At 63.2% G+C, this 7827-nt stretch carries 11 protein-coding genes and 2 pseudogenes; 3 read left to right on the top strand and 10 right to left on the bottom strand.

What is annotated here, in order from left to right:
• The 7 genes and pseudogenes from BMX96_RS19035 to BMX96_RS19005 form a co-directional block, all read right to left on the bottom strand.
• A pseudogene (locus tag BMX96_RS19035) lies at positions 1–193 on the bottom strand (IS256 family transposase); the annotation flags it as partial.
• 634 nt (positions 194–827) lie between these two features.
• Positions 828–2174, bottom strand: a complete 1347-nt coding sequence (locus BMX96_RS19030) for a dihydrolipoyl dehydrogenase family protein (protein ID WP_091846917.1) — start codon at positions 2172–2174, stop codon at positions 828–830.
• A 37-nt stretch (positions 2175–2211) separates the two neighbouring features.
• On the bottom strand, positions 2212–2541 hold the full coding sequence (locus BMX96_RS19025; protein WP_091846916.1) for a YnfA family protein: 330 nt from the start codon (positions 2539–2541) through the stop codon (positions 2212–2214).
• 32 nt (positions 2542–2573) lie between these two features.
• Positions 2574–3989 (bottom strand): mercury(II) reductase, encoded by a 1416-nt coding sequence (gene merA, locus BMX96_RS19020; RefSeq protein ID WP_091846915.1) that lies wholly within the window; start codon positions 3987–3989, stop codon positions 2574–2576.
• Between the two features lie 12 nt (positions 3990–4001).
• Positions 4002–4229: a mercury resistance system transport protein MerF gene (merF, locus tag BMX96_RS19015; RefSeq protein ID WP_091846914.1), complete on the bottom strand. Its 228-nt coding sequence runs from the start codon at positions 4227–4229 to the stop codon at positions 4002–4004.
• Positions 4226–4522, bottom strand: coding sequence for a heavy-metal-associated domain-containing protein (locus BMX96_RS19010; protein ID WP_091846913.1), 297 nt, complete (start codon positions 4520–4522; stop codon positions 4226–4228). Before BMX96_RS19010 ends, merF begins: the two co-directional genes overlap by 4 nt.
• A 13-nt stretch (positions 4523–4535) precedes the next feature.
• Positions 4536–4928, bottom strand: a complete 393-nt coding sequence (locus tag BMX96_RS19005) for a mercuric transporter MerT family protein (protein ID WP_091846912.1) — start codon at positions 4926–4928, stop codon at positions 4536–4538.
• Between the two features lie 73 nt (positions 4929–5001).
• On the opposite strand from BMX96_RS19005, the gene BMX96_RS19000 reads away from it, so the two are divergent.
• Together BMX96_RS19000 and BMX96_RS19480 are read left to right on the top strand one after the other, a co-directional pair.
• Positions 5002–5457, top strand: a complete 456-nt coding sequence (locus BMX96_RS19000; RefSeq protein WP_091846911.1) for a MerR family transcriptional regulator — start codon at positions 5002–5004, stop codon at positions 5455–5457.
• A 360-nt stretch (positions 5458–5817) separates the two neighbouring features.
• Positions 5818–6192: a hypothetical protein gene (locus BMX96_RS19480; protein ID WP_139210159.1), complete on the top strand. Its 375-nt coding sequence runs from the start codon at positions 5818–5820 to the stop codon at positions 6190–6192.
• Positions 6193–6239: 47 nt separating this feature from the next.
• On the opposite strand, the gene BMX96_RS18995 is transcribed toward BMX96_RS19480, so the two are convergent.
• Positions 6240–6509: a hypothetical protein gene (locus BMX96_RS18995; RefSeq protein WP_091846910.1), complete on the bottom strand. Its 270-nt coding sequence runs from the start codon at positions 6507–6509 to the stop codon at positions 6240–6242.
• Between the two features lie 201 nt (positions 6510–6710).
• Positions 6711–7238 (bottom strand): annotated as a pseudogene (locus tag BMX96_RS18990) (integrase core domain-containing protein); the annotation flags it as partial.
• A gap of 14 nt (positions 7239–7252) precedes the next feature.
• Here BMX96_RS18990 and BMX96_RS19475 point away from each other — a divergent pair.
• A complete protein-coding gene (locus tag BMX96_RS19475) occupies positions 7253–7543 on the top strand; it encodes a hypothetical protein (RefSeq protein WP_139210158.1) in 291 nt (96 codons plus the stop codon).
• Positions 7544–7555: 12 nt separating this feature from the next.
• Here the strand turns inward: BMX96_RS19475 and BMX96_RS18985 are convergent.
• Positions 7556–7827: transposase (locus BMX96_RS18985; protein WP_175481775.1), on the bottom strand; the 272-nt coding region annotated here is incomplete at its 5' end.

The following is a 7827-nucleotide window of genomic DNA, read 5'->3' as shown; positions in this document are numbered from 1 at the left end:
GACCGTGGCGATAGCCTTTTGCCGGGCCGTCCCCACGACGGTAGCGAAGCCGGCCGAGGAAGCTGGCCAGCTCCTCTTCGAACACGGCTTCGATGGTCGCGCGCACGTTGGCTCGAAGCCGCTCTTCGATCAGATCGAACCCGGCCTCTTCGGCCAGTAGCGCAAAGCTCGCGGTGTCGGTAATCTGGTTCATGGCGTGATCTCCCTGGCGGTTGCCGCCGCCGGTTGGGTGGGTGTCAGTTCACCCGGAGATTACGCCGCCCTCGAATTTCCACCACCTCCGCGACACGACCACGCATGGATCTTGGACTGTCACAAGATGATCTCGACGCGGCTGCGGGCTGGGCAGATGGATACACGGCAAAGGCAGAGACGCTGGCTAGAATAGCCAAGACGCCGACGCTCTAGCTTCGGCTTGCGACGCTAGGGCTGAAGCTTGTCATCAAGCCCGCTGACGGGTCAGAAGACCGTCGCCTTCGAAATCGCCCTGAGCGCCAAGTCAAGCTCGAGGCGGCACGAGATCTGGCGGTCTGAGAGGGTGCAACCAAGTGCAGGGATCTCGCCCCCCCTACCCCCTTAGCCATATCGAAATCGTGACCCCCGCACCCAAAAAATCGCGCGCGCTGTGTGTTCATCCAGACACCGCCTCCCGCTTAAAGACGAAGTGGCTTAGCGGATCTTCGCTGCGCCTGCGAGCCAGTGGGCTTGAGGGCGGTGAGCGGTCCTTCGCTGCCGATGCATGCCGATCGAGCTTGGCCGGTGGGAACGGACATTCAAAACCGTCAAATTCCGATAGTTTACCGCACCGCCGCAGGACCGCAGCTCTTTCACAACATCGACCCAATGTCGGACGCCCCCGTCGGGTAGGCCGCCGGCATGAATTTCACCTGGGCCACCGTCAGTCCCAGCTTGATCGCCAGGGAGAAGACGTTGATCAGCTCGGCATAGTCAGGACCGAACATGTGCGCGCCGAGGATCTTGCCGTCCTTGCCGGTGATGATTTTCGCGCCTGCATGGCTTTCGCCCAAGCGCTTCTGCGAGAACCAGCCGGAGGTGTCGGTGAAGCGCACCTCGACATCGCCTGTCTCTCGCGCCTCCTCCTCGAGCAGGCCGACCCGGGCAAGTTCGGGAATGGTGAACACCACGCTCGGCACGCCTGTGTAATCGGGCTCGGTTCGCTTGTACTTGAGCATGTTCGATGCGGCGATCTTGCCCTCGAACACGGCCACGGGGGTCAGCGGCTTGCCGGGCGAGGCTGCGGCGTCGCCGGCCGCGAAGATGCGCGGGTTCGACGGTGATTGCAGCCAGGGCGTGACCTTGACCCCGCCGTACTCGGTCTCGACCCCACCGGCAGCAAGGCCGAGATGGTCGATGGCGGGCACGCGACCCGCGCCATGCACGACGATATCGGCCTCGGTGGTGTGGCTCTCGCCCGCCTTGCGATAGACCACGCGCTGCGCCCCGCCTGCGTCCTCGATCCGCTCAATCTCGGCCTCGGCCACGATCTCGATGCCCGCGGCGCGGCTGCGCTCCAGCAGCATCGCCACGAGGTCGGGGTCGAACGTCTTCAACTGCCGCACGCCGCGGTCGAGGAGGGTCACCTCCGCCCCCGCGCGCGCCGCGATATGGGCGAACTCGAAAGAGATGTAGCCGCCACCGATGAAGACGACCCGGCGAGGCAGCTCGGCAAGGTTCAGGAAGTCTGTGCTGTCGATCAGCCGCTCGGCACCGGGGAACTCCAGCGGCCGCGGCTTCGCTCCCGTGGCGATCAGCGCATGGCGGAAGGCGATCTCGCCATGTCCGTCGATCTCGACCCGGTCTTTGGCGGTGAATCGGGCGCGGCCGTGCAGCGTTCGCACCCCTGCCTCCGTCAGCCCGTTCTCCATGCTGTCAGGCACCGGGTCGGTGAAGCTCTCCTTGTGCTTCATCAGCGCAGGCCAGTCGATCCGGGTCTCCCCTGTGACGCCCTTGTCTTGGAGCCGTCGCGCGGCCTCCACCGCCTCGGCACCGGCGCGCAGCATCTTCTTGGGGTCGCAGCCCCTGAGCGCGCAGGTGCCGCCGTAGGGCAGCTCGTCGACGATGGCGACGGACCAGCCGGCGCTGGCGCATTTCTTCGCGGCGGTGATCCCGGCCATGCCGGCGCCGATGACGATCAGGTCCAGCGTGTCGGTCATTTCTGCTCCTCCCTCGAACATGTTGAGATTGGTGATTTCAGGCCGGCACCCGGGGGCCTGCGATGATGATGAAGGCACCCAGCAGGCACAGGCCGACGCCGATCGCGTCCCACCGATCCGGTCGCACCCCTTCGACGGCCCAGAGCCAGAACAGCGAGACCGCGATGTAGATGCCGCCATAGGCCGCGTAGGCCCGCCCGGCGGCAGCGCTGTCGGCCAGCGTCAGGAGGTAGGCGAAGAGCGCCAGCGAGGCCATGCCCGGCCCGATCCACCAGATGGGCTTGTCGAGCCGGAGCCAGGCCCAGAAGGCGAAGCACCCAGCGATCTCGGCAAGGGCGGCTCCGATATAAACGGCAAGGGTTGGCATCGAAAGTTTCTGTCCTCTGGCGATGAAGAACGCTACCCCGCGCAGCAGCTGAGCGCGGCCACGTCCTTCTCGAAGGTCTGGGCTGCAAGCTTCAGCCCCTCGACGGTCGTGAGATAGGGCATGATCGTGTCGCCCAGCTCCTCGTAGGTGAGCCCCGCCTTGAGCGCCATCGCGGCGGTCTGGATGCTGTCGGCGCCCTCGGGGGCGAGGATCTGCGCGCCCAACAGCCGCTTGCTCCCCGCCTCTGCCACCAGCTTGATCAGTCCACGCGTGTCGCGGGCGGCGCGCGCGCGCGGCACGGCGTCGAGCGGCAGGACCGAGGTGACCACCGCATGCCCCGCAGCGCGGGCCTGCATCTCGCTCAGGCCTACGCCCGCCACCTGGGGGTCGGAGAAGACCACCCAGGGCATCGTGCCATTGTCGTAGGTGCGAGCCTCGCCGGCCACCGCGTTCCGCGCGGCAAGCTTGGCGCCATAGGCCGCCATGTAGACGAACTGGTCGCGCCCGGTAACGTCGCCTGCGGCCCAGACGTTCGGGTTGGCGGTGCGCATCTGCGCATCGACCACGATGCCGCCCCGCGCATCAGTCTCAATCCCGGCGGCATTGAGGTTCAGGTTCTCGCTGTTCGGCACCCGTCCAGTGGCGAGCAACAGCCGGTCGGCGCTGAATCTTTCACCTCCGGTGCCTGCCAGGCGAACGGCGCTTCCGTCGCGTGCGACGCTTTCATAGCCGGTGATCCGCGCCAGACGGATGCCCTCCTCGGCGAGGTAGCGCTCCAAGGCCTCGGAGATCTCTGGCTCGGCCTCCGGCAGCACGCCGCGGCGGCTGATCAGCGTCACTGCGACACCGGCGCGGGCGAAGAGCTGCGCCAGCTCCACGCCGATAAAGCCCGCGCCGAGGACCAGTAGCGAAGCGGGCAGCGCGGTCAGTTCCAGGCCCGATGTGCTGTCGAGGGCGTCGATCTCCTCGACGCCGGGGATCGCGGGCACTTGGGGGCGCGAACCGGTGGCGATGACGATCTTCGCTGCCGGGAACGCCACGCCGTCTACGGTGAGCCGACCCTGCTCGTCGAACCGGGCACGACCCTCGATGTAGTCCACGTTCTCGTGCCGCGGCAGCACGTCGGCGTATTTTGCGGCGCGCAACTCATCCACGAGCGCCTGTTTCTGCGCCACTGTCGCTGCCCAGTCGGTGACGCGGCCCTCTGTCTCGATTCCGCCGAAGCGATTTGCCGCGCCGGCGTGATGCAGACCTTCCACCGCGCGGATGAGCGTCTTGGAGGGCACGCAGCCCACATTGACGCAGGTCCCTCCAATGGTCCCGTCGCCAATCAGCGCCACCCGCGCCTCGGCTTCGGCGGCGGTGATCGCGGCCGAAAATCCGGCCGAACCAGCGCCGATCACGGCAAGGTCGTAGGCGCCGCCCTTGGGGGTGCAGCAATCTTTCATGTCAGTCTCTCTTCAGTTGGTGCGCTGGCGCTGCCAGAGCGCGTAGAGGGTGATGCCGATGAACACCGCGAGCGCAGGCAGGAGCACGATGTCGAGCCAGCCCAACATGGCGGAGAGCCCGACTGCGCCCAGGAGGATCACCAGGATCGGAGTGAAGCAGCACAGCGCCACGACCACGGTGCCGATCAGCCCGTATTTCAGCAGGCGGTCGTCCCGCGGGTTTGTCTCACGCCCCGTCACGAGCCGCCCTCCAGGGCCAATGTGGCGCCATAGCCTACGCCGGTGACGGCGGCGATCAACTGGTCCGGTTCGGTGACGGCGTCATCATATTGCAGGACGTAGACGCCATCCTCGGCCTCGCCCTCGAAGAACCCCGCGATCTCAACCGTCTCCACGCGCTTGAGCGCGGTGGCGACGATATAGCTGCACGAGGGGCAGGTCAGTCCGGTGACGTGCAGGCGGGTCTCGGCCTCGGCCGCAAGGATCGCGGTCGGCGACATCGAAAGGATTACGGCAAGGAATAGGTGTCTCATGATGGGCTCCAATTCAGAATGTGAGGATGCGCGGCGCGACATAAGGAAAGATCAAGGCCAGCAGGACCACGACCAGCGCACTCCAGAGCAGCCAACGCATGATGCCGCGATCCACCGGGCGGGCGCAGGTGCCGCACCTCTCGGCGGGCACCGGACGGTAAGCCTTCCAGAAGCCATACCCGAGGGCGGCTGCCGCGAGAGAGAAGGTCACCCACTTGTAGGCGTAGAGTGCGGTGAGCTGGCCGATGAAAACCCCGGTGACACCAAGGCTGACCAAGACCAGCGGCAGGATGCAGCAGGAGGTCATCGCCAGCGCCCCGAGTATGCCGGCGCCGGTGGCGGCCCATCCTGTCCTGTCCGTCCGGTCCCCACCCTGCCGTTCCGTTTCGATCGCCTTGTCCGTCATCGAGTCACCTTGTTGTCGTTCGGTGACTGGCAACGTAGGGTCTGTAGCAGCTACAGGAGCAAGGAATAATCCCATGCCCGTCGATCACGCCCCCGCGAGTGACCTGAAGCGCTCCGATCTGGCCAAGCTGACAGGCTGTAACCTCGAGACGATCCGCTACTACGAGAATGTCGGCCTGATGCCTGATCCGCCGCGCACCTCATCGGGCCATCGTCGCTACGGCCCCGCACATGTGGAGCGGCTCAACTTCGTGATGCGGGCCCGGGATCTTGGCTTCACCATGGAAGAGGTCCGCGGCCTTCTGACCCTCGTCGATCGCGGCAGCCACACCTGCGCCGAGGTCGAGCGGATGGGGCGCCATCATCTCGATGTGGTTCGCGCCAAGATCCACGATCTCCAGGCGATCGAGACCGTTCTCGCCCGGACCGTTGCACGCTGCACTGGAGCCGACACTTCCGATTGCCCGCTGCTCGACGTTCTCAGTGAAAGGCAGACCAACACGGAGCACGTAGAACGGGCGTCCAAATAGCTGAGCCAGATGCAGCGAAAATCCGGTATGCGGGCCACCTCCCGAGCACCTTCGCAGGCGCCGCAGAATCCGACCGCGCAGCGAAGGTCCGAAAGGTCCGCAATCTACCAGTTCGCAGTCGGCTCGATTTTGCACTTGCAGCGAATGGCCGTTCTCGCGGGCTGCACCGCATCAACCGAAGTTGCTGACGAGTGACCGCAATGGGCCGGAAGCTACGGCCAGCGATCTGCTTTCCAGGCCAACCCTGCCTCGCTGCCGCATGTCCGCTCTGAGCCAAAGGTGACCGATGCTGCGCTCGGTAGGAAAGTCTGCTATTTTTTCGTAGCAAGCATCGACAAGTCTAACTTTTGAGAGAGTTTGATGGCCAAGAGGACCGAGTATCTCGTCACCCAGTACGCAAGCGACGGCAGCATTCTGAGGCAAGTTCGCGCGCCCAAGAGTATAAATCTGCGTCTAATGCTGGAGAGGCTTATATGCCAAGGCTTAGATGATGACTCTGTGACCGGTTGTTGCCTTCGATCAAATTCCCAGCGTTTCTATGATCCTTTTCAAATAATCGACATGCGCGAGGAGCATCGACGCGAACAAGCTCGTGATGCGTTGAAAGCTGACCCCGACACCAAGGACCCGATAGGTGTCCACAATCGTGCGAGGGACGCGCAAATTCCGCTCGGAAAGACACTAATGATGGCTGGGGCAAAACACGACTATCTCGTCAAAGAGGTCGAAGTTTGACAATAGCGCCCAATTGCGCTGTTGACAGAGAGAATCACCTCCCCGCATCACTCCAAGTCATAGTCGCCTGCCAGATTAATCCCTCCGGCAATCATCTCAGTCACACGCGTCAAAGCAGCTTTGTGCCTGTCCGGCATACTGTCATTCGAGTCCCATTGAGCCTTCGCTGAAGAAATCGCCATGGCGAAGACCTCGCGATCCTCTGCCGAGAGTGAGGTTGCAATGCAGAGCCACAGGACGCGATTCGCCGCGCTTTCTGCCTCCAAATCATCCAATCGCTCTTCGATCTTGGATATTTTTTTTGCAGCTTTAAGCATGGATCAAAATCCACATATTTGACTCCTTCTGCAAAGCAGACGATTTTAGCTGGTTGCGTAGGACCAAGAGCCTTTTTCCTTGTCTGAGTCCAATGTCTTTTCGTCAGAACAACTATAATCTTGGACTATCTGTCTTGCTATTTACTTCCCCACAGCAGTCCTTGGCGTGACCTGCCCCAATGAAGTGGTCCGACTTCAGTCTTAGTGCATGACGGGTCCGGGGGCTACGGTTGACGTGGCCGGCGAAGCGGCTCCGGATGGCGGAGCCGGCCACTGCACGACCTCTGGGGCCGGTGGCCGATAACCCAGAGATGAGTGTGGACGCTTGGTGTTGTAGTGCTTGCGCCAGCCCTCGATGACGATCCGCACCTCGGCCAGGCTGTAGAAGATCTCGCCGTTGAGCAGCTCATCCCTGAGCTTTGCGTTAAAGCTCTCGCAGTAACCGTTCTCCCAAGGACTGCCCGGCTCAATGTAGGCTGTCCTGGCGCCGACCGCGGTGATCCACTCTCGCACCGCCGTGGCCACGAATTCCGGGCCATTGTCGGACCTGATGTGATCCGGAACGCCACGAAGAATGAACTGGTCCGACAGCACATCGATCACGTCGGCCGATCTCAACCGCCTGTCGATCCGGATCGCGAGGCACTCCCGTGTGAACTCGTCGATGAGGTTTAGCATGCGGAACTTCCTTCCGTCGTGGGTCCGGCTCTCGACGAAGTCGTAGGACCAGAAATCTGCCCAAAATGCTGCGCGATGGACGAATGGCCGATCTGATAAAGCTGAACCGCGGTGATCGGCCAGGGATTGAAAGGCCGGTGTGGGCCAAGAACTACGATTGCGCTCAAGTTACAGACTTTGAGTTGGCTCAACCGTCACTGCTGCGAGCATGGCTGCGCGTCGGTGAATGGCGGGGCACCGGTAAGGCTGCAGAATTGGCACTGACCGCCTTCGACGCAGGATCAATTATGCAAGACGACAAGGGTCGTGTCTCGAATGCTGTGGAAATTCCCTGGCAGCGTGTTCCGGGCATGTGAAGGTTCGGCCTCTCAGGCGGCGAGGTCAAGGGACATGGGTCCGAGGGGCTGAGAGAGGGTCTCCCATCCGTCGACCTTGCGCATCTGGATCTGGCCGGAGGCGAGCAGCGCCCACAGCAGCATGGGCACGGTCTCTGCGCATGGCAGCACGGTCTGCGTCTTGATGCGGCGCCGAAATTCGCCGTTCAGCCGTTCGATGGCGTTGGTCGTGCGCGCGGATTTCCATTGCGTCGGATCGAGCCGTGTGAAGGTGAATAGCCGGTCGCCTGCTTCTTCCAAGCTGT

The sequence above is a fragment of the Palleronia pelagia genome, from assembly GCF_900110115.1.
GTDB classification, from domain to species: Bacteria; Pseudomonadota; Alphaproteobacteria; order Rhodobacterales; family Rhodobacteraceae; genus Palleronia; species Palleronia pelagia.
The sequence above is the reverse complement of the archived record's forward strand: the minus strand, read 5'-3'. Positions and strand labels throughout refer to the sequence as shown.

Coding starts and splice junctions, on each gene's coding strand:
- BMX96_RS19030 (WP_091846917.1), bottom strand. CDS start 2,174: ATGACCGACACGCTGGACCTGATCGTCATCGGCGCCGGCATGGCCGGG.
- BMX96_RS19025 (WP_091846916.1), bottom strand. CDS start 2,541: ATGCCAACCCTTGCCGTTTATATCGGAGCCGCCCTTGCCGAGATCGCT.
- merA (WP_091846915.1), bottom strand. CDS start 3,989: ATGAAAGATTGCTGCACCCCCAAGGGCGGCGCCTACGACCTTGCCGTG.
- BMX96_RS19010 (WP_091846913.1), bottom strand. CDS start 4,522: ATGAGACACCTATTCCTTGCCGTAATCCTTTCGATGTCGCCGACCGCG.
- BMX96_RS19005 (WP_091846912.1), bottom strand. CDS start 4,928: ATGACGGACAAGGCGATCGAAACGGAACGGCAGGGTGGGGACCGGACG.
- BMX96_RS19000 (WP_091846911.1), top strand. CDS start 5,002: ATGCCCGTCGATCACGCCCCCGCGAGTGACCTGAAGCGCTCCGATCTG.
- BMX96_RS19480 (WP_139210159.1), top strand. CDS start 5,818: ATGGCCAAGAGGACCGAGTATCTCGTCACCCAGTACGCAAGCGACGGC.
- BMX96_RS18995 (WP_091846910.1), bottom strand. CDS start 6,509: ATGCTTAAAGCTGCAAAAAAAATATCCAAGATCGAAGAGCGATTGGAT.
- BMX96_RS19475 (WP_139210158.1), top strand. CDS start 7,253: ATGCTGCGCGATGGACGAATGGCCGATCTGATAAAGCTGAACCGCGGT.